Annotated in this window: 15 protein-coding genes and 2 pseudogenes; 12 read left to right on the forward strand and 5 right to left on the reverse strand. The window is 70.6% G+C overall.

Annotated elements, in window-relative coordinates; translation table 11 throughout:
• Positions 1-318: 318 nt before the first annotated feature.
• Together POL72_RS51585 and POL72_RS52210 are read left to right on the forward strand one after the other, a co-directional pair.
• A pseudogene (locus POL72_RS51585) lies at positions 319-855 on the forward strand (SDR family NAD(P)-dependent oxidoreductase); the annotation flags it as partial.
• A 94-nt stretch (positions 856-949) separates the two neighbouring features.
• Positions 950-1,060: an SDR family oxidoreductase gene (locus tag POL72_RS52210; RefSeq protein ID WP_272094166.1), complete on the forward strand. Its 111-nt coding sequence runs from the start codon at positions 950-952 to the stop codon at positions 1,058-1,060.
• Positions 1,061-1,084: 24 nt separating this feature from the next.
• On the opposite strand, the gene POL72_RS06605 is transcribed toward POL72_RS52210, so the two are convergent.
• Positions 1,085-1,993, reverse strand: a complete 909-nt coding sequence (locus POL72_RS06605) for a LysR family transcriptional regulator (protein WP_272094167.1) — start codon at positions 1,991-1,993, stop codon at positions 1,085-1,087.
• Between the two features lie 113 nt (positions 1,994-2,106).
• Here POL72_RS06605 and POL72_RS06610 point away from each other — a divergent pair, with 113 nt between their 5' ends.
• The 7 genes and pseudogenes from POL72_RS06610 (at position 2,107) to POL72_RS06635 (ending at position 9,731) form a co-directional block, all read left to right on the forward strand.
• Complete coding sequence (locus tag POL72_RS06610; protein WP_272094168.1) at positions 2,107-2,979, forward strand: alpha/beta hydrolase fold domain-containing protein; 873 nt, start codon at positions 2,107-2,109, stop codon at positions 2,977-2,979.
• Positions 2,980-3,042: 63 nt separating this feature from the next.
• Positions 3,043-3,849 (forward strand): alpha/beta fold hydrolase, encoded by an 807-nt coding sequence (locus tag POL72_RS06615; RefSeq protein ID WP_272094169.1) that lies wholly within the window; start codon positions 3,043-3,045, stop codon positions 3,847-3,849.
• Positions 3,850-4,476: 627 nt separating this feature from the next.
• The gene (locus tag POL72_RS06620) at positions 4,477-5,850 is read left to right on the forward strand and encodes an MYXO-CTERM-sorted multifunctional esterase (RefSeq protein WP_272094170.1); all 1,374 of its coding nucleotides are present in this window, start codon (positions 4,477-4,479) and stop codon (positions 5,848-5,850) included.
• A gap of 541 nt (positions 5,851-6,391) precedes the next feature.
• A pseudogene (locus POL72_RS51590) lies at positions 6,392-6,712 on the forward strand (SOS response-associated peptidase family protein); the annotation flags it as partial.
• A gap of 18 nt (positions 6,713-6,730) precedes the next feature.
• Positions 6,731-7,987, forward strand: a complete 1,257-nt coding sequence (locus POL72_RS06625) for a hypothetical protein (protein WP_272094171.1) — start codon at positions 6,731-6,733, stop codon at positions 7,985-7,987.
• A 480-nt stretch (positions 7,988-8,467) separates the two neighbouring features.
• Entirely contained in the window at positions 8,468-9,247 is a 780-nt protein-coding gene (locus POL72_RS06630) for a methyl-accepting chemotaxis protein (RefSeq protein WP_272094172.1), read from the forward strand.
• Positions 9,248-9,272: 25 nt separating this feature from the next.
• Positions 9,273-9,731 carry a tellurite resistance TerB family protein gene (locus POL72_RS06635; protein WP_272094173.1) on the forward strand — a complete coding sequence of 153 codons (459 nt, stop codon included), beginning with the start codon at positions 9,273-9,275 and terminating at the stop codon, positions 9,729-9,731.
• A gap of 48 nt (positions 9,732-9,779) precedes the next feature.
• On the opposite strand, the gene POL72_RS06640 is transcribed toward POL72_RS06635, so the two are convergent.
• The 3 genes from POL72_RS06640 to POL72_RS06650 form a co-directional block, all read right to left on the reverse strand.
• Complete coding sequence (locus POL72_RS06640) at positions 9,780-11,393, reverse strand: NFACT RNA binding domain-containing protein (RefSeq protein WP_272094174.1); 1,614 nt, start codon at positions 11,391-11,393, stop codon at positions 9,780-9,782.
• Positions 11,394-11,409: 16 nt separating this feature from the next.
• Positions 11,410-12,222 carry a hypothetical protein gene (locus tag POL72_RS06645; protein ID WP_272094175.1) on the reverse strand — a complete coding sequence of 271 codons (813 nt, stop codon included), beginning with the start codon at positions 12,220-12,222 and terminating at the stop codon, positions 11,410-11,412.
• Positions 12,223-12,391: 169 nt separating this feature from the next.
• Entirely contained in the window at positions 12,392-13,129 is a 738-nt protein-coding gene (locus POL72_RS06650) for a hypothetical protein (protein ID WP_272094176.1), read from the reverse strand.
• A 125-nt stretch (positions 13,130-13,254) separates the two neighbouring features.
• On the opposite strand from POL72_RS06650, the gene POL72_RS06655 reads away from it, so the two are divergent.
• The 3 genes from POL72_RS06655 (at position 13,255) to POL72_RS06665 (ending at position 18,599) form a co-directional block, all read left to right on the forward strand.
• Positions 13,255-13,998, forward strand: a complete 744-nt coding sequence (locus POL72_RS06655) for a formylglycine-generating enzyme family protein (protein WP_272094177.1) — start codon at positions 13,255-13,257, stop codon at positions 13,996-13,998.
• A gap of 389 nt (positions 13,999-14,387) precedes the next feature.
• Complete coding sequence (locus POL72_RS06660; RefSeq protein ID WP_272094178.1) at positions 14,388-15,692, forward strand: expansin EXLX1 family cellulose-binding protein; 1,305 nt, start codon at positions 14,388-14,390, stop codon at positions 15,690-15,692.
• Positions 15,693-15,785: 93 nt separating this feature from the next.
• Positions 15,786-18,599: a DUF5916 domain-containing protein gene (locus tag POL72_RS06665; protein WP_272094179.1), complete on the forward strand. Its 2,814-nt coding sequence runs from the start codon at positions 15,786-15,788 to the stop codon at positions 18,597-18,599.
• 4 nt (positions 18,600-18,603) lie between these two features.
• On the opposite strand, the gene POL72_RS06670 is transcribed toward POL72_RS06665, so the two are convergent.
• A complete protein-coding gene (locus POL72_RS06670; RefSeq protein ID WP_272094180.1) occupies positions 18,604-19,785 on the reverse strand; it encodes an ATP-grasp domain-containing protein in 1,182 nt (393 codons plus the stop codon).
• Positions 19,786-19,791: the final 6 nt, after the last annotated feature.

Below are 19,791 nucleotides of genomic sequence, written 5' to 3' on the forward strand. Positions count from 1 at the left end.
AGTCGATCCCGGAGCGGAGAACCTCGCCTTCGCGACACGCCTCGTGCGCGCAGGAGTGCCGACGGAGCTGCACGTGTATCCAGGAACGTTCCACGGAGCCGACTTGATTCCTGGGACGCGTGTGGAGGCAGCGTTTGCGCGTAACGCACATGAGGCCCTCCGTCGTGCTTTGGAACGTCGGAACGAACCCGCCATCGAGGCATCGCCGCGCTGACGGGCCACGCAGTACGGTCGCAACGTTGATTGCCTGATCTGGGGAGACGACTCGGCCCTGGTTCGCGCCGAGGGGTCGATCCCCAAAGACACAGAAGGATATCTATGAATGAGCTTGAAGGGAAGGTCGCCCTCGTTACTGGCGGTAACAGCGGCATCGGTCTCGCTTCGGCGAAGGAGCTCGTCGCCCGCGGCGGGCACGTCTTCATCACAGGGCGGCGCCGCGACGCGCTCGAGGCAGCGGTTACGAGCATAGGCAGGAACGTGACTGCGGTCCAGGGAGACGCGGGAAAGCTCGATGAGCTCGATCGCCTCTTCGCCCAGATCAAGGCGGAGAAGGGCCATCTCGACATCCTGTTCGCGAATGCGGGCACCGTCGAAGCTACCCCATTCCCCGAGGTCACCTTCGATCGTCACTTCGACGTCAATGTCAAGGGCGTCTTCTTCCTGGTGCAGAAGGCGCTTCCACTGTTGCGCGACAGAGGAGCAGTGATCCTGAACGGGTCGGTCGTCGGTTCGAAGGGCTTCGCAGGCACGAGCGTCTACAGCGCGACGAAGGCCGCGCTCCGCTCGTTCGCGCGTACCTGGACCGCGGACCTCAAGGGGCGCGGCATCCGGGTGAACGTCGTCAGCCCCGGTCCGATACAGACGCCGGGCTGGGATGGCCTCACCCCGGACGAGCAGACGCGGAGCGCGATGAAGGCGCAGGCGATTTTCCACCATTCCGCTTGGCCGGATGGGAGAGCCAGGCGAGGTCGCGAACGTGGTGGCATTCCTCGCATCGTGCGACGCGAGCTTCATCGCGGGCACCGAGATCTTCGTCGATGGAGGCTCCGCGCAGGTGTGACCGCGTCACGCCACGGCGGCCGGCTCAGCGCCCCACGTTCAGCAGCGGCTCGCGCGCGAGCTCACGAAGGAGGAACTGCTCTACCACGCGCACGCGGTCCGGCGGTCGCTTCTGAGCCGGCCGCACGAAGAAGAGAGGAATGGGCTCGGGCTCGTGTCGCCGCAAGACGGCCCTCACGGCGCCGGTCGAGAGATCCTGCGCGACGAGCCACCCCGGCACCTGGGCGAGGCCGACGTCGGCGAGCACCGCCGCGCGGATGTCGTCCGCGTTGCTCGAGAGGAAGGTCACACGTGAAGGGTGGTGGCTCGTCGCCGCCGGCCGTCCGAATCGCCATGCGCGCCGCGCGCCTCGAGTGAAGAACACGACGCACTCGTGCTCCTGGAGATCGGGCAGCTCACGCGGCTCGCCGTGGCGCGCCAGGTACGCCGCCGAGCCCACGGTGAGCAGCGGCGTCTCCCCCACGCGCCTCGCGACGTGGCCCGAGTCACCGAGCGCCCCAGCTCGAACGGCGAGGTCGATGTTGTCGGCCACGAGGTCCGCGAGCCGATCGGAGACGGCGAGCTCCACGGAGATGCCCGGGTGCTCGGCGCGGAGCGCCCGCAGGACCGGCACGACGCAGGCGCGGCCGAAGCCTGGGGCGACCGCGATACGCACGGTGCCGCTCGGCGCGCGATCGCCGCGCGCGAGCCGCGCGACGCGCTCGTCGAGCGCTCGGACGAGCGGCCCGATCTCGTCGACGAGGCGCTGCCCGGCCGGGGTCGCGCTCACATGTCGCGTCGTGCGCCCGACCAACCGGAGCCCGAGTTCCTCTTCCAGACGCGCGATCGTCTTGCTCACGGCGGGCTGACCCACGCCGAGCTCGCGCGCCGGCACCGAGAAGCTCCTCGTCTCGACGACTCGAAGGAGGATCTTGAACGCTTCCAGTCTATCCATGCGCTGCTCCGGTTATTCCGACGAGGAATGGATCTTACCCTCCGCGACGCCGTTCTCAAGCCACGTGGGAGGTCGTATTCGTTCACGACGTCACCCCTTTGCCGAGGTCGCCTATGCCGCAAATCCATCACCCGCTCTCTTCCGCCGACCGTGACGCGATGATCGCGCTGCGCTCCCAGCTCGCGAAGAGCCGCGCCGCTCCGACGCGAGCGTCGTTCGACCAGCTCATCGAGCTCACGCCGCCCGGCGCGGGCGCCTCGCACCGCGAGGCTCGCGTCGGCGGGGTGCCGGGCACATGGTGCATCCCGCCGTCGCCGCGGCCCGGTCGAGCGATCCTCTACTTGCACGGCGGTGCGTTCATCCTCGGCAGCGCTCGCGCGTTCCGCCACTTCGCCGGCCAGCTCGCGGTCCGCGCAGGCATCTCCGTGTTCGTCGCCGACTACCGCTTGGCGCCGGAGCACCCTTTCCCCGCCGCGTGGGAGGATGCAAGGGATGCGCACCTCGGCCTCGCCAGCGAGCTCGGTGTGGAGCGGGTCGCCATCGCCGGAGACTCGGCGGGCGGCGGGCTCGCGCTCGCCCTGCTGGTCGCTCAGCGCAAGGCGCCGTGCGGCGTGCTCCTCTCGCCATGGACCGATCTGTCCCTGACTGGCGCGAGCATCGAAGCCAAGGCCCTTGAAGATCCTGTGCTCTCCCGCGGGGCGCTCGAGGCCGGCGCGCGTCACTACCTGTGCGGGCACGACCCTCGCGATCCGCGCGCCTCCGCGCTGTATGGCGCGATGGAGCACCTTCCGCCCGTTCAGGTTCACGTGGGCACGGCCGAGATCCTGCTCGACGACTCCGTTCGCCTCGATGCGCTCGCCGGCGCTGAGGTCCATGTCTGGGAGGGTATGCCCCACGTGTTCCCGAGGAGCGTCGCGACGTTCGAGGCCGCGCGCGACGCGCTCGACCTCGCCGGCGCGTTCTTGCGCCAGGGCATCGACCGGTAACGGAGGACGGAGGCGACAATGCGACGAGACAGCTTCGATGTCCGAAACGTCGATGTACGCGGCATGCGCATGGAGGTCGCGATCGCGGGTGCGGGGCCCGCTGTGCTCCTGGTCCATGGGATTCCACACACGTGGTTCCTATGGCGTCGTGTCATCGCCGCGCTGGCGGATCGTTATTTCGTCATCGCGCCGGATCTGCGCGGGCTCGGTGGCACCGAGCGCGCTCGAATGGGCTTCGACGTCACCACCGTCGCAGGAGACCTCGCGGGGCTGCTCGACGTGCTCGGCGTCGCGAGCGTGGCCGCGGTGGGGATCGATCTCGGCGTCCAGACCGCGTTCATGCTTGCCATGACGTCACCGGGCCGGGTTCGCTGCGTGGCCCTGATGGAGGGGCTCGTGGGCACGCTGCCCGGCGCCGAGAGCTTCCTCTCGCGTGGCGCTCCATGGTGGTTCGGGTTCCACGGCGTCCCCGAGCTTCCGGAGACGCTCATCGCAGGCCACGAGGCCGCCTACGTCGACTACTTCCTCGCGATCGGGACCTACGAGCGTCGCGGTGTCGCGCCGGAGGCGCGCGAGGCCTTCGTTCGAGCCTACTCCGGTCGCGAATCCATTCGTTGCATGTGCGAGCACTACCGCGCGATGCCGGAGAGCGCGCGACAGATCGCGAGCATCACGAGCGCGCGGCGCCTCGACATCCCGACGCTCGCGATCGCGGGAGGGGTCATCGACGGGGCGCTGGCCGGGCAGCTCCAAGGCGTCGCCCCCCACCTGGCGACCGCCACGATCGACAACGCCGCGCACATCCTCCCGGAGGACCAGCCGGAGACGCTGCTCTCGCTCCTCGAGCCCTTCATCGAACAGCGCGGCTGAGGCCGATGACGCGAGCCTGAGGCACCTCGAAGGCGCGGTCACGCTGCGCCACCAGCTCTGTTCCCCGCCAGACGCGGACCCCGCGCTCGCCGACGATCACCGCGCGCCAGTTTGTGGTTGACGCCGAACATGTGAGCGTTCACATTCGGTGCTCCGGAGCTTCTTCTGCCTTGCCCTGGATAGGCCGTCCTGCGCACCGGGCCCTGACTCCTCCTGCGCGCTCACGTCGACGGTCGCGCCATGGCTCCAGACGAGGCGCACGCAGGGGGAAAGGAGGCGTTGCAGGTGGGCTCGGCTGGGATGACATCAGGGCGCACTCCGGAAGACGCCCGTCCGCGGCGCGCCTGGCTCGCACCCCCCTTGGGATGGATGCCAACCGATGCCGTCTCGTGTTGGCTCCGGCGGCCAGGCCTGCTCAGACCACGAGGGCTGCTCGGAGGCGCATCCCACCCGCTGGTGTGATTACGACGGCGGTCATACCCCGTCACCGAACGACGCCGGGCAGCACATGTCGTGGATGCCGCAGGAAGTCTGGAACTTGCTGCGGCAATTCTAGATTTATAGCGCGCGAAGCAAAGCGGCGCTGACTTGCGTGCCAGGTTGGCGTTGATATAGAATCTCCGTCCGATGAACCAATCTCAAAATCACGCTCTCGGATTCGCATCGCTCTCGTTGGCGCTGCTCTTCGCGCTGCCTGCGCGCGGGGCGTCGCTACAAAAAGTCAATCAGAGCGAATGGGGGACGGACGGCCTGCCCAGCTACGTCAACATGTACATTTACGTGCCTGACAAGCTGGCGACCAAGCCTCCCATCGTCGTCGCTCCCCATCATTGCCAGGGCAATGGCCAGGGGACGTTCAGCGAGATGTCGAGCCTGGTTTCCATAGCGAACACCAGCGGCTTCATCATGATCTTCCCGGAGGCCACCGGGCAGAACTGCTGGGACGCGGGATCGACGAGATCGCTCCACCACGGCGGTGGTGGCGATACGGGGGCCATCGTCCAGATGGTGAAATACACGCTCGCGAAGTACAACGGCGATGGGGGCCGCGTGTACTCGGTCGGCGGGTCATCGGGCGGCATCATGACCGAGGCGCTGCTCGGTGTGTACCCCGACGTGTTCATGGCCGGCGTGTCGCTCATGGGCGTTCCGTGTGGCTGCTGGGCCGAGGGCTACAACGACGTCACCGGGACGGGGAACTCGGCCCAGTGGAGCGGCCCCTGCGGGGGCGGCAACGTCACGAAGACCGGGCAGCAGTGGGGAGATCTCGTTCGTTCCTACTATCCCGGTTACACCGGCCATCGCCCGCGCCTGCAGCATTGGCATGGCACCGCCGACACCGTCCTCAACTACAAGAACATGGCTGAGGACGTCAAAGAGTGGACGAACCTTCTGGGCTTGAGCGAGACCGCGGATGGGACCGACACGCCAAAGCGTGGAACCACGCGCCAGTTCTGGAAGAGCTCTTGCGGCTACACGGTCTACGAGACGTTCGCGATGGACGGCGTCGGGCACGCTGTGCCGTTCGACGGCCCCGCCGTCGCCGCCTATTTCGGCCTCGACAAGGCCGGCGGTCAGGATCCAGAGACGGCAGCGTGTCCCGGCGCTGTTCCCGGTGGCGACGGCACCGATGGCGCGGGTGGCGCGGGTGGCGCGGCGGGAACCGGTGGTGCGGGTAGCGCGGCAGGAACCGGTGGTGCGGCTAACGCGGCAGGAACCGGCGGTGCTGGTGGCACGGCAGGAACCGGTGGCGAGGGCGGGGCCATGGAAAGTGGCTCAGGCGGCAGCGTAGGCAGCGGCGGCGCGATTGACTCGGGGTCCGCGGGGGCGAATGGACAGGACGCCAGCTCGGGAGCTGGCGACGCGACGGGAGGAGACAGCTCGAGCTCCGGTTGCAGCTGCGCCCTGGGCAACGACGCGAGAGACTCCGGCGCCCAGGCGGGGTTCCTCCTCGCGGCCCTGGGATTGCTGCTCGGTCGCCCGAAGCGCCGCCCTCGCTGAGCGCGTAAGACCCCTGCCTTTTACGGCGCCGCGCCCTCCACGAGCCCTCCACAGCGCGTTTGCCGTCTTCTTCTGCTCCACGTCGCGCTCAAAGGCCGCGGGCTTCGAGCGCTACCAGTCGTTTCCGGCCTCGAACTGCGGGACGCAGGCGCGGGCGAAGGTGTCGGGGTCGTCGGCGCGGCAGGGGTCGGCGCGGCGGAAGCCGGTGAAGGTGACTGCCAATTCTCGGTGCCGTCGTCGGCTCCCGACACCTCGAGCAGCGGAGCGTCGCAGACGGGGAGCACATCATCCGCCGGCGCGAGCACGACTTGCCGACCGCCCGCCGCGCCCCCTTCCCCGCTCAGGCCCGCTTCGCCGCCCGCGCTCCCCACCTGCTCGTGCGCGCCATGCGGGCTGTCGCCACATCCCCAGAGCAACGCCGCCCCGAACCACACGAACCTCATCGATGCCATGCCGACGCCGCCTAGCAAAGGGCGTGCTCGTCCTACGCAGCCGCGGAAATGCCGCCGGCCGCAGCCAGCAGTGAACGCACCGTCACAACGTGACGCGCCGCAGGCACATCCCTCGTCTACGCCACCCTGACGCTCGCGCGGAGGATCTCGACCACAAGTCGTTGTGGCGTGGCGCGCTCGAGCGCTATCGTTGGTTTGTGCCGGCGACCGGTTGGCGACAGTTCAAGGCCGAGGGTAAGAAGAAGCAACCGTATCAATTTCGGCTGTCACGGCAGTTGTTCGCGTTTGCCGGCTTGTGGTCGCGCTGGAGGTCGCCGGACGGTGAAGTCGTCGACTCGTGCGCGATCGTGACGGCCGCGCCGAACGCCCAATCCGCGGAGGTTCGTGACCGCATGCCGCTGATGATGGAAGAAAGCGCCGCGAGCGCGATGAACCTCCGGTCTTACGCGACCGTCGTCGCGATGGCATGGCTGGCCGCGTGCGGCAGCGGATCGAGCGAGCCGCCTCTGCCAGAGCCATCGGGCGGATCAGGCGGTACGTCGGCGGCCGGCGCCTCGTCCAATGCAGGAGGCTCGGGCGGGAGCGCAGCACAAGCAGGCGGTGCGGGGGCGAGCGGCGGCGCTGTGCCTGTCGCGGGCTCGACCGGCGTGGCCGGAACCCCGGACGCCGGCGGCGCCGACGGCGCCGGAGCCGGTGGGGCGAGCGCGGGGGCGGGCGGCGCCGGCGCATGCCCGGCGGGCTCGACGCAGCTGTCGCCATGGCCCGGTAAGGCCGAGGTTCGCACGCTCGACAGCGAGGACGCGTTCGAGAGCGATCTGAGCGGGCTGACCTACGAGGCGCCCGGAGTGCTGTGGGCGACCAACAACCTCTCCTCCAAGCTGTTTCGGTTGCTGAAGAGCGGAGGGCGCTACGCGCCGGACACGTCCAATGGCTGGGCCTCCGGCAAACGGCTGCGTTACCCGAACGGCCAGGGCACGCCCGACGCGGAGGGAGTGACGCTCGCCGCCACGAGCGCCGCGGGCGTCTACGTGTGCGCCGAGCGCGACACGGACAATCCGTCCGTGAGCCGGCTGTCCGTGCTGCGCTACGATGTGAGGGCCGCCGGAGCGACGCTGACCGCGACTCACGAGTGGAACCTCACCGCGCTCTTGCCCGAGGTCGACGCGAACGCGGGTCTGGAAGCTGTCACCTGGGCGGCCGACAGCTTGCTCACGGCGCACCACTTCTTCGACGAGAGCAAGGCTCGAGCTTACGTCCCGAGCGACTACGGCGAGCATGGCGCCGGCCTGTTTCTGGTGGGCGTGGAAGAGACCGGCAAGGTGTACGCTTTCGCGCTGAATCACGAGAGCGGCGCGGCCACCCTGGTGGCCAGCATCTCGACGCCGCTCGCGGGCGTGATGGGGCTCGAGCTCGACCGAGATACTGGGAGCTTGTGGGCTCACTGCGACGACACGTGCGACAACCAAGCCGCCGTGTTCGGTATCGACGACGCGCTCGGGCGCTTCGTGCTGGAGCGGCGTTTCACGCATCCGAGCGGGCTGCCGGACTCCAACAACGAAGGCATCGCGCTCGCGCCGGACGCGGAGTGCAGCGGCGGCGTCAAACCGTTCTTCTGGACCGACGACGCCGACGCCGACGGCTTTTCGGTGCGCGAAGGCTCGCTCGCCTGCGGTTGCCTCAGGTGACTGAAGACCTTGTGGTGGTAGAGCGGCAGCGCCTCGGGCGCCGGAAAGAACGCCCCCCGAGCCCGCTCTGGAGCCCGTCGCTCGTGACGATGAGATGGGGAGTGACCGGGGCGCCCGTGCCGCTGCTCTTCCTGAGCTGGGCCGGGCCGAACGACGCCTCCCGCGACTCCGACGACCTCCTGTGCCCCGACTGGGCCCGACAGGAGCGCACACGGTGCCCCGGTCGGATGCGCCGCCATCACGTCGCGCCTCTGTGTCGGTGCCGCGCCGGCCCCGGATAACCAGGACCGCCGTCTCATGGCCCTTACAAGCCGCGAACCGCGTCGGAGCCCCCGCCCGCGGATTGGCCCTTGCGACCGGCGCACGGAATGCTGTACCACGGAGACCGCAGTGCGTTTTCGTGGGGGGTCGCACCGGCGCGGCCCGCTCCTGGTCTATCCCGGGGACGCGACGATACCGCACGCCCGCTGACGAGCCCTCATGACCTCACCTGCCCAGGATCGCGCCACAGCCCGCCCGGCATCCCGCCGCAAGCTGCTCCTGAACCCGCGATTCCAGCTCAAATACACAGGGCTCCTGGTCTCGGTGGTGCTCGCCGTGATGGTGGCGCTCGGACTCGTCATCTGGCAGACCGCGAGCGTCGCGAACGAACAGGCGCGTTACGCGGCGACCCAGGCGGAGCTCGCGCTCAAGGAGGCGGCGAACAGCGCCAAGATCCTCAAGATGAGCACCGCCGCCATGGGCGGCGACGGCGCCGAGCTCGGCAGCACCCTCGACGAGGAGCTCGAGAAGACGAACCGCGAGTACGAGCGCAACCTGGCAGAGGTCGCGAGGCGGCGCGCCGACGTCGAGGCGCTGCAAGGTCGCCTCCTCGGCATCCTCGTCGGCGGCGGCGCGTTCCTGCTCGCCGTCCTCGGCGTGCTCGGGATCTTCATCACCCAGCGCATCGTGGGGCCGGTTCACCAGATGAAGCGCCTGTGCCGCCAGGTCGGCACGACGCGGCTCACCATCGGAGAGGGGCTGCGGAAGGGCGATGAGCTCGGAGACCTGTTCGACACGTTCGTGCAGATGACCTACTCGCTCAAGGCGCTCCAGACAGGCAGGCTCGCCTCGCTCGACGCGGCCATCCAGCGGGCCGAGGCCGAGTCGGCCTCGGCCGAAGTGCTCGCGGGGCTGCGCGCGCTGCGGGCGCAGCTCTGCCTCGGCCTCAGCGAGTCCGAGACGGTGCGGCGCCGCGCTCCGAAAGGTGGTGAGTCATGAGGCGAATCGCCGAGGCGGAGGCGACATGAAGCCTCCCGAGCTGATCCAGCAGGCGGCCGGCTTGCTCCGAGCCCGCTTCGATCTCAACGAGTACAACCCGACCCCGATCGTCGACCTCGGCGCGCTCGTGGCGAACGCCGACGGCACCGTCGACGCCGAGGAGATCGACGCCCTGCGGCAGCTGATCGAGCCGATGCTGGGCGCCCAGCTCAACGCCGAGCTCGTCCGCTACCTCATCGAGGCGAGCCTGAAGGTGATCGCGGCGGCGGGCGTCGAGCCCCGGGTGCGCCTGCTCGCGGAGATCCTCATGGACTGCGACGCGGTGGAGGAGGGCATCCTCATCGCGCTGGCGGTCGCCCACGCGAGCGAGGGGATCTCCGACGCGGAGCGCGCGGTCATCGAGCTGCTCGCCCGCGCGGCCGAGCTCCCCGCGCGCCGGCTCGATCAGCTGAACGAGCAGGTCCGGGCGGCGTTCGCCGCCTGACGGCGGCATCCGCCGAGGGAAAAAGGCCTTGGAAGACCGTGCGCGGCGTCAGCCCTCTTCCTTGGTCGCGAGCAGCCGCGAGAGGCGATCGCCCTCGATGCGGACGGCGATGACCTTCTCCCGGTCGAAGACCACCGCGCCCGGGGCCGCGCCGCGCGGCTTGCGCACGTAGCGGCGCTGGACGTAGCTCACCTCGCATACCGCCTCGCCGCGCGCGTCGCTGAAGTGCGCCGCGAGGGTCGCGGCGTCCACGAGCACGTCCGCCGGGCAGCTCGCCCCCTTCGCGAGCGGCACGACGACGTGCGAGCCCGTGACGCCCTTCGCATGAAGCCAGAGGTCGTGCGGGCGCGCGTGCTTCGTCGTCAGCGCGTCGTTGTCCTCGGCGCCTCGGCCGACGAGGATCGCGGCGCCGGACGCGCTGCGGTAGGCGTGGAACGGCCGCCTCGGCGCGGGCCGCCCCGCCCCGGGGGCGCGGGCGCCGGACGTCCCGGGCTCGCCGGCGCCCGCGAGCTCCGCGCGCGAGACGCCGAGGGAGCGGGCGCGCTGCGCGAGCGGATCGAGCGACTCGGGCCGCGCCTCCGCCGCGGCGACGTCCGCCTCGAGCGCGGCGATCGCCGAGAGGGCGCGCTCGGTCTCGGCGAGGCGCGCGCGCATCACCGCCTCGCCGCGCTGGTAGCGCCGCGCCTTGGCGAAGAAGACCTCGGCCTGCGCCTTGGCGGGGCGCGACGGGTCGAGCGCGACCTCGATCTTGCCGCCGGTCTCCCAGTCGTCGAGGAGCGCCTTCGCGGCGCCCCGCGGCACGCGGGCGGCCTGCGCGAGCAGGAGCTGCCCCGTCTTCTGCAGGCGCGCGACGCTGCCCAGCCGCCCGAGATCGCCGCGCACCGCCTCGGCCCTGCGCTCGAGCGCCGCGCGCCGCGCCTTCACGGCGCGCGCGAGCGCCGCCTTCTCCTGCCCGGCGGCCGCATCGTCGCTCGCCTCGACCAGCGCCGCGCCGGCGGCCAGGGGATCCGCCGGGTAGGCGATCGCCGCCGGCGGGGCGCCCCCCTGAGGCGGCCAGCGGAGGATCAGGTGGCCGGCGGCGTCGAGCAGGCGCGCCTCGCCGCGGCGTCCTGGGGCGAGTTCCAGCCGCGCCCCCGGGGACGATCCCAACCTGGGTGGGGGTACCACCGGCCCCAACCCGGGTTCGGCCGCGGCCAACCCCAACCCGGGTTCGGGAACTGCCGCCGGCACCAACCCGGGTTCGGCCGCGGCCAACCCCAACCCGGGTTCGGGTGCGGCCACCTCCAACCTGGGTGCGGCCTCCGCACTCCCTCGGTCATTTTCCACCATGACCGCATCGCCACCCCCCGCGACGACCACGATCCCGTCGCTCCGCACCTCGATCGCCAGCACGCGGCGGCCGACCAGGTGCGCCCTCATGGCGGCGACGAGCGGGTGCGACGCGCCGGCGCGGAGCCGGGGCAGCCTCGGCAGGATCCCTGCCCCCGCCACGCGTGGTCCGATGCCGGCGCCGAGCACGCGCCGCGTCCCGTCGTAGACGGCGAGCGCGACGAGCCCCGTCGCCGGGTTCGCGTGCGCCGCGTCGATCCGCGCCCCCACGCATCGCGCGAGCGCCTCGGCGAGCGCCCCGCCCTGCGCCGCGCTCCCCGGGTGGTCCTCCATGGCGAACGCGGCTCGTTCAGCGCAACGCTTCGAAGTACGGCCCGCAGCAGCGCAGCCCGAGCTCGCACGCCGCGCCGCGGTCCTCGCACGAGGCCACCTCTTCACCGTTGACGAAGCAGGAGCAGACGGTCCTGCCGGCACCCTGGGCGCGGCACTCGGCCGCGACGACGAAGCCCTGGCACGCTCCCTTGCAACTGCAGGCCCTGTCGCGATCGCCGGCGCACTCGATCCCCGGGCAGCCGTCGCCGTTCGCGCACACGTCGTACTCGTCCAGGAACCGCTGGCACCGGGGCCCGACGACGTCGCAGTCGAACCTGCCGTTCGTCAGGCAGTCGAAGAACGGGATGAGCAGATCGTTGCACTGGGGCGCCTGGGCCAGCTCCGTGTCACACATCGTCCCGCAGCCGCCCGGCTCCGACGCTCCACACGTCTCCGCGTAACGCTCGCAGAAGCGCACGCACGCCGACCAGGCCTCGCCGCCGCCCGCCCCGCTGGAGGCGCTCCCTGTCCCCGACGTGGCCATCCAGGTCGCGCTGGTGCTGACCGCGCTGGAGCCGCTCCCGCCGATGCCGCCCCCACCGGTGCCCACCCCGGTGGAACCGCCCACGCCGACGGTCACCCCGGTGGAACCGCCCACGCCGGAGCCGCCTACGCCGGCGCTCACCGAGACCGCACCCGTGCTGACCGCGCTGGAGCCGAACGCGCCCGTGCTGATGGCGCTGGAGCTCGTCGCCCCGGCGCCTCCCGACCCGTCGGGCATCCCATCGACGACGACGTTGCCACCGCACGCGCTCCCCCACGCCAGGGCGGTAAGCGCAGCGGTACGCATCCTGAGCATCGTCATTCCCATGGACAGCGAGAATACCCCAGGTGCGCGCCCGGGCGCGAGCGCCGCGTCGATCCGCGCCCCCCGCAGCGCGCGATCGTCTCGGCGAGCGCTCCGCCCTGCGCCGCGCTCCCCGGCTGGTCCCCCATGGCGAACGCCGCGCGGGCGTCCCTCAGCGAAACTCGTCGAAGAACGGCTCGCAACAGCCATGGGCGAGCTCGCACGCCGGGCCGACATCCTGGCACGTGGCCAGCTCCTTGCCGTTGACGAAGCAGGAGCAGACGAACCCGTCGCGCATGTCGGGGTGGCACTCGACCCTCAACGACGCGTTCGGGCACGAGCCATTGCAGAAGCAGGCCCGGTTGAAATCGGTGAAGCACTCGAGCGGCGAGCAGCGGCCGTTGCCCCGGCACTCATCGTACTTGGCCAGGAACGGCTGGCAGCGCTCCAGGGCGAAGTCGCAGTCGACGCCGCCGTTCGTCGCGCAGTCGAAGAACTGGGAAAGCAGGTAGTTGCACTGGGGCGCCTCGCCCAGATACTGCTTACAGAACCCCTCGCACTGACCCGGCTCCACCTGCTCGCAGGTATCCGTATAGGTCTCGCAGAACTTCATGCACATCGCCCAGGAATCGCCGCCGCCCGCCCCGGTGGAGGCGCTCCCTGTCCCTGACGTGGCGGTCGCGCTGGTGCTGACCGCGCTGGAGCCGCCAACGCCGGCGCCGACCGCGGTGGAGCCGCCCACGCCGACGCTGACCGCGAGCGCGCCCGTGCTGACCGCGCTGGAGCTCGTCGCCCCGGCGCCTCCCGATCCGTCGGGCATCCCGTCGACCACCACGTTTCCACCGCAAGCGCTTCCCCAGGCCAGGGCGGCGAGCGCAGCGGCGCGCATCCTGAGCAGCGGCATTCCCATGGGCCGCGAGAATAGCCCAGGTGCGCGCCCGAGCGCGAGCGCGGCACAGGCGCGACGGGCGGATCGAGGCGAGCCGCCGCGCGGCCTCTCGTCCGCCGCGCCGCTTTGCGATAGAGACCCGCCGCGTGCTCCTCGACCTCCTGCTCGCCCCGCTGCTCGCCCAGGCTGACGCGCCGCCCCGGCCCGGACCCGCCGCGTCCTGCCCGTCCGACATGGTGCTCGTCGAGGGCACCCACGCCGAGAACGTGCAGCGGATCTGCACGAGCTACCGCGGCGGCCACTGCTTCGACTTCTTCCCCGGCCTGTTCGCCGCCGAGCCGCGCTTCACGCCGGTGCGCACGTGCATGGACCGCCACGAGTGGCCGAACCGGGCCGGCGCGCTGCCGGTCGTGATGCTCCGCTTCATCGAGGCCGAGCGGGAGTGCGCCGCCGTCGGCAAGCGCCTCTGCACCGAGTTCGAGTGGGAGCTCGCGTGCGAGGGGCCGTCCGCGCTCCCCTTCCCCTACGGCCACGCGCACGATCCGGCCGCCTGCAACGTGAGCAAGCCGTACCGAGGGATCAGCGAGCGGCGGCTCGCGTCCGACGACCCGGCGGTGCGGGCCGCCGAGACACAGCGGCTCTGGCAGGGAGAGCCGACGGGCTCGTATCCGGCGTGCGTGAGCCCGTACGGCGTCGTCGACATGGTCGGCAACGTCGAAGAGTGGGTGTCGACCTCGCGCCCCGAGTGGCCACACCGCTCGTCGCTGAAGGGCGGCTACTGGTCCAAGCCGTGGGCCGGGTGCCGGGGGACCAACGACTCGCATGGACCGATGTTCCGGTTCTACGAGATCGGGTTTCGCTGCTGCAAGGATCCGCGGCCGGGGCCGTAGCACAGGGTCCCCCGAGGGCGAACCGGCGAGAGGATCGGTCACCGATTGCACGGAGCGGAGAAGACCGGAATGCCAGGTGATCCTCGATCGGAGCCCCGTTTGCCGTGGAGCGAACGCGGCCCCATGGATGCAGGGATATGTGGCGTACTGGCTGCACCGTGGGAGCACATGGCGCCTGATGTGGACAACTGGCCCCATCGCAGGTTGTTGTGCTTGAGGTGAAATGTTCGACGGATCTGCGGGTGCTCTCCGGCCGCAGACGAACATTTCAGAGTGATTGTCTCCCAAAACGATCTGATTGACCATCAGGCGATGGCCAGATGATCAATCCGTGTCTATTACATCGCCAGGTGCGCCGCCTCGGCGCCCCGATGACTTGGAGAGTCAGGATGCGTTTGGGAGCTTGTCGTTCCGCTGTTGCGATATCTTTCTTCGGTCTGGTCGCCGCCGCGTGCACCGTCGCGACAGGGGGCGAGGAAGAGGAGGCGGACGCGCTGTACGGGGCTGTGGTGACGACCGACGGGCTCACGCCCGCAGCGCTGGCGCTGCCGTCGGACTGGGGGAGCGGCTACTGCGCCGACGTGATCGTCGCCAACGATGGGGCCGCCCCGGTGACGTCGTGGACCGTCGTGATCAACCTCAATCAGGCCGCCGTGAGCAGTCTGTGGAACGCGGCGTCGAGCCAGAGCGGCTCGACCCTGACGGTGAGCCCGCGCTCCGGCAGCCCCTCGATCCCGGTGGGAGGCTCTGTCAGCTTCGGATTCTGCGCGAACGCGACCGGAAGCAACTACCGGCCAACGCTGGTGTCGGTGACCAAGACAGGAGGGGGATCGAGCAGTTCAAGTAGCTCGAGCAGTTCGAGTAGCTCGAGCAGCGCCGGCGGCGCTGGCGGGGCAGGCGCCGGAGGATCGACCGGCAGCGGCGGCACCGGGGCCGGTGGAAGCGGCGGCAGCGGAGGATCCACGGGCGCCGGCGGAAGCAGCGCTGTCTGCTCAATGCCGCTGCCGAGCTACACGAGCGGCAACGGCTCGACGACCTGGTACTCCCTCGACCAGGGCAGCGCGCAGGTGAACTGCAGCTTGCCCATCCAGCAGCGCAATCCAGACAAGATCGGCCACGTCGCGACCGGCGGAGGGCGGTATTTCGCCGCCCTGAACACCGCGGACTACAACACCGCGGCCGCGTGCGGCGCCTGCGTCGAGGTGAGCCGCGACGATGGGCGCAAGGTCGTGGCGACGGTGGTCGATCAATGCCCGACGGCGAGCAACCCCAAATGCAAGGCCGGGCACATCGATCTGAGCAAGGACGCCTTTGCGCAGATCGGCTCGCTCGACGAGGGGTATCTGGGGACCGGCAACGGCGGCGTCAAGGGCAAGATCTCGTGGAAGTACGTCCCGTGCCCCGTCGAGGAGAACGTATCCATCGTGTTGAAGGAGCCGGGCAACGCGTGGTGGAACGAGCTCCGCGTGCAGGGCCATCGCACCCCGGTGCGCAAGCTCGAGGTGTACGTCGGCGGGCGCTGGACGGAGGCCACGCGGCAGCCGTACAACTACTGGCGCGTCGGCAGCGGCGACATGGGGCAGGCGCCATGGCGTGTCCGTGTGACCGACGTCCTCGGCAAGACGATCGAGACCTCGATCAATACCACCACCGCCGAGCAATCCACCTCATCGCAATTCCCGGTTTGCCAGTGATCGGTGCGGCTCGGCAGGCGCGGATCGGCCGACTCGCATGCACCTCGGCAGGGGGCGACTCGACCCGCAGCCTGCCGCTCCTGCCGACGGCGTTTGCGCTTCCTCCTCCCCGCCGCGCTCGACTATCCTCGGCGCGTGATCCTGGAGACGCGGCTTCGCCGCCGCCCGACGGGCGCCGCCGCCACAATCCTGCTCGCCGTCGCCGCCTCGTGGGGCCCGCGCCCAGCGGCGGCCCAGACCGACTCGGCGCCCGCGCCGCCGCCAACGCCGTCAGGCATGACCACGACGGACCCTTCCTCCGAGCGACCCCTGACCAACTCGGCGCCGGAGCGCTCCTCGCCGCCCAGCCCTAGCCCCGCAGCCCCGGCGCCCCTGCCGACCTCGGTCGGGCGCCCCCGCATCGCCGCCGCGCGGGCCCGTACGCCCCCCGCCGTCGATGGCGCCCTCAACGACGCTGTATGGGCCAGCGCGACGCCGAGCGACGCCTTCGTCCAGAAGTTCCCCGACGAGGGGCGCTCGCCCGTCGAGCGGACCCTCGTGCGCGTCCTGTACGGGGACGACGCGCTCTACGTCGCCGTGGAATGTGAGCAGCGCTCTGCCCCGCTCCGCGCCCGGCTGACCCGCCGCGATCGGGAGATCGAGTCAGACTACGTGCGTGTCGCCATCGACAGCCGCTCGACGGGGACGAGCGCCTTCGAGTTCGGCGTCAACGCGGCCGGAGTCCTCTACGACAGCCTTCGCTACAACGACACCGAGATCTCCGCGGACTGGGACGAGGCGTGGGAGGCTCGGACCGCCCGCACGGCTCGGGGATGGACGGCCGAGATGCGCATTCCCTACCGCATCCTCCGGTTCGACGCGGCGCCCGACATGGCATGGGGGTTTCAGGTCCGGCGCTACGTGTCCGCGCGCCAGGAGACGGACGAATGGGCCTTCATCCCACGAGCCGTCGGCGGCGAGGTCTCCCATTATGGTCGCCTCACCGGCCTGCGCGACGTGCCCTCGCGCGTCGAGCTCGCGCTGCGCCCGTTCGCGCTGGCGCAGATCCGCAAGCGTGATATCGACCCCGCCATCGCTGACAGCGGCGTGGATGGATCCGCGTCGGCGGGGCTCGACCTCGCATGGAACATCACCGAGGACCTCACGCTCGACGCCACCCTCAACCCCGACTTCGCCCAGGTCGAGGCGGACCAGCGCGTCCTGAACCTGACGAACTACGAGGTCCTGTTCCCCGAGCTGCGCCCCTTCTTCCTCTCGGGGATCGACGCGTACTCGACGCCCATCCAGGTGCTCTACACGCGCCGCATCGGGCTCGCGCCGCCGTGGCCCGCCGTGCGCACCGACGCGCCCTACGGGGAGCGCCTTGCCGACGTGCCCGGCCCGACGACCATCCCGTTCGCCGCCAAGCTCGCCGGCACGCTCGGGCCCTACTGGTCCATGAGCGCGCTCACCGCGATGACAGCGCCCAACTCGGTCGAGATCGCCCCCGCGACGGGCCCCAGGGAGCTGCGCCTCACGGAGCCATCGGCCCTCTACGGCTTCCTCCGCGTGAAGCGCGAGCTCGGAGACAACGCGCATGTCGCGCTCCTCGGCACAGCCGCCCTGCGCGGCGAGCCGGGGCACGTCCCCGAGTTCCTTTCGGGCTCGGCCGCCTATCCCAGCGTGCCCGGGGAGGCCGGCGCGCCGCCCAGCCAGCTGTGCCCCGACGGGTCTGTCACCGAGGTGGGAGCCCGGTGCTTTCGCAATGCCTTCGTCGGCGGGGTGGACGGGCGCTGGCGCTCCCGCGGAGGAGATTACACCATCAAGGGCCAGGCCATCGCCACCGCGGTGACCGCAGGACCGGAGCAGCGCCTCCGAGACGGCACCGTCATCGCGTCGGGAGACGTCGCGCCCGGCGCGCTCCTCGATCTTATCAAGGATGGCGGTGAGCACTGGGTCGGCGAGCTCTACGGCGACATCTACGCGCCCAAGGTGGCGCTCAACGATCTCGGGTACCTCCAGCGGCAGAACCTCCAGCGCCTGGGCATCAACATCGAATACCGCACGCTGAAGCCGTGGTGGGCGACACTCGAGACGCACACGTCCCTCTTCGGCAGCTACAAGAACAACTTCGACGGACTGGCGCTCGCGCGCACGGTCCAGGTCGAGACATCGTGGAAGCTCCGCGGCTACTGGAGCGTCCTCGCCAACGTCGCGCTGATGGGCGCGTACTTCGATGATCGGGAGGTGGGCGACGGCACCGCGCTCGAGCGCGCGCCGGCCATCGAGACGGTGCAGACCATCTCGACCGACCCGCGCGCCCCGGTCGCCGGGAAGCTCACCTCCACGCTGCAGTTCCGCGGGAACGGGAGGAACGTGGGGTTTGACGGCGAGCTGAACCTGCGCCCCGTCTCTCAGCTCGAGCTCGATCTCCTCTCGAGCGTGTTCCTGACCGACGGGGAGCCACGGTACGCCGGATCGGGCCCCGGCCCGGACGATCTGCTGTTCGGCCGCCTCTCGGCGCGCAGCGTCAGCGGGACCGTGCGCTCGACGTTCACCTTCACGCCACGGATCACGCTGCAGGCCTACGGGCAGCTGTTCCTCGCGTCGGCGCATTTCTCGGACTTCTCCGCGTCCTCGGCGACGCGCGGCGACGGGGCGCCGCGCGTCGTCACGCTCGAGTCCCTGCAGCCCGCCGCGCCCCCCGCGACGAACCCCGATGTCGAGGAGGTGGCGCTCAACGTGAGCGTGGTGTTCCGGTGGGAGTACGCCCTGGGATCGACGCTCTATGTCGTGTACACGCGGGCGCAGGCGCCCCTCGTCGAGCTCGCCGAGGGGGCGATCGCGACGCTCCGCCCCTCGCTGCTCGGCGCGGCCCCGGCGGTGGACGTAGGGCTCGTCAAGCTCTCCTATTTCCTCCCGCTCTGACGGGTCACGCGCGGACGAAGCGAACCCTCGCGTGCGCTGCGGAGGCGCGGGAGATGGCCTCTTCGCGCGAGGCGCCCGTGGCGATCACGTACCCCTGACGCGAGTCGCTGGAGAGGATCGGACCGAGCGCGTCGCCCGGCTTCGCCGAGCAGGAGACCCGGACCACGCCGGGCATGGCGCGCGCCTCGTCGAGGCCCTCGATGGCCTGAAGCGCGCCCCCGTCGACCGCGAAGAACCGGACCGCCGCCGCCTCGGCGACGGGACGGCGGGGCTCCTGCGGCAGGCCGACGAGCGCCCGCACGGTCTCTTTCACGAAATCGACCCCGCGCGTGAGGAGCGCGAGCTCCCAGATGAAGTCGCCGCCAGGGCGCGTGTTCGACTCGATGATCCTGGGCCCCCTGGAGGACAGGCGGAGCTCCGTGTGAGCCGGACCGTGCCGGTGCCCGATCCGGTCGAGGAAGCGGAGCACGCACGCAGAGATGCGCTCCGCCTCCGAAGGGTCGAAGCGCGCCGGCATCTGGTGCCCCACCTCGACGAAGCCCGGCTCGCCCGTGGTCAGCTTCTCGGTAATGGCGACGACCTCGTGCCGCCCGTCCACGCTCTGCGTCTCGACGCTGATCTCCTCGCCGTCGATGAACTCCTCCGCCATCAGGGGGAGCACCCCCGCGGCCGAGCTCCGGTCCCACGCGGCGCGCAGGCCCTGCCCGTCCCTCACCATCGAGACGCCCTCGCTCCCCGAGCCGCGCGCGGGCTTGAGGATGAGGGGGCCCGAGATCTCGGCGTGGAAGCGCTCGAGGTGCTCGAACGATGGACACTCGGAGAAGCGCGTCGTGCCGACGTCGCCGCCGGCGAGGAGGCGACGCATCTCGACCTTGTCGCGGGTCGCGCGGACGGCGCCCGGCGGGTTGCCCGGGACGCCGAGGGCCTCGCAGACCGCGGCAGCCGGCTCGAGACCGTACTCCGTGAAGGAGAGGGCCGCCGACACGGGCTCGACGGCGTGGACGGCGCGGGCGAGCTGCAGCGTCTCGTTCAGATCTTCATAGTTGAAAACAAAGAGCCGAGTCGCCGACTCCACCTGTTGCGGTGTCGCCATGGCGCGACTCTGGAACACGGTCAGCTTGACGCCGGTCGAGGTGATCCGCCCGACGGTATCCTCGTGTCCACCCACCAGAAGCACGTGTGCCATTGTGAC

This window comes from Sorangium aterium (assembly GCF_028368935.1).
Taxonomy (GTDB): domain Bacteria; phylum Myxococcota_A; class Polyangia; order Polyangiales; family Polyangiaceae; genus Sorangium; species Sorangium atrum.